Origin of the sequence: Paenibacillus sp. MDMC362 (assembly GCF_003269305.1) — a bacterium.
Taxonomy (GTDB): domain Bacteria; phylum Bacillota; class Bacilli; order Paenibacillales; family Paenibacillaceae; genus Paenibacillus_AQ.
In genome coordinates this window covers 1-789 of record NZ_QLYT01000075.1, presented here as the reverse complement: position 1 = coordinate 789, position 789 = coordinate 1, and the positions used below count along the sequence as shown (strand labels likewise).

The following is a 789-nucleotide window of genomic DNA, read 5'->3' as shown; positions in this document are numbered from 1 at the left end:
ACATTTAATTCAACACGACACCGCGTTAATATTATATAATATTAGTAAATAAACCGTTCGGAAGGGTGTTAAATATGTTGCGTTCTAACCGAGAAAAACAGCAGGCTTACGAGTTTGTTTCGATTGAAGAATTGGTTCCTCAAGATCATCTGCTCCGTAAAGTGGACAAGTATATCGATTTCTCTTTCATCGACGAAAAGGTCCGTCCGCTTTACTGTGCTGATAATGGGCGACCAGCCATCGATCCTGTCGTGTTATTTAAGATGATTTTCCTCGGTTATTTTTACGGCATCCGTTCAGAGCGTCAACTGGAACGCGAGATTCAGACGAATCTGGCATACCGTTGGTTTCTTGGTTTGGGATTGACAGACAAAGTTCCGGACCATACCACTATTAGCTGGAACCGACGGACTCGTTTCAAAGACACTAATATCTTTCAAGATATCTTCGATGAGATTGTGCTGCAGGCAATCGAGCATCGCATGGTCGGCGGACGAGTCCTGGTTTCGGATTCCACGCATGTGAAGGCCAATGCGAACAAACACCAGTACACCAAGCAACAGGTTCTACAAAACACACGAGATTACATGGACGAACTCAATGGCGCAGTAGAAGCCGACCGGAAGGCGCATGGAAAAAAGCTTTAAAATCCAGAGAGGATGTGGTCGAGAAAAAAGAAATCAAAGTGAGTAAAACCGACCCGGATAGCGGTTATATGATTCGCGACGGCAAACCGGAAGGATTCTTTTATTTAGATCACCGGACCGTTGATCTAAAATACAATCTGAT

General features: G+C 44.0%; 1 pseudogene. It reads left to right on the top strand.

Features of this window, described 5'->3' with window-relative positions:
* Positions 1-74: 74 nt before the first annotated feature.
* Positions 75-789 (top strand): annotated as a pseudogene (locus DP091_RS28750) (transposase); the annotation flags it as partial.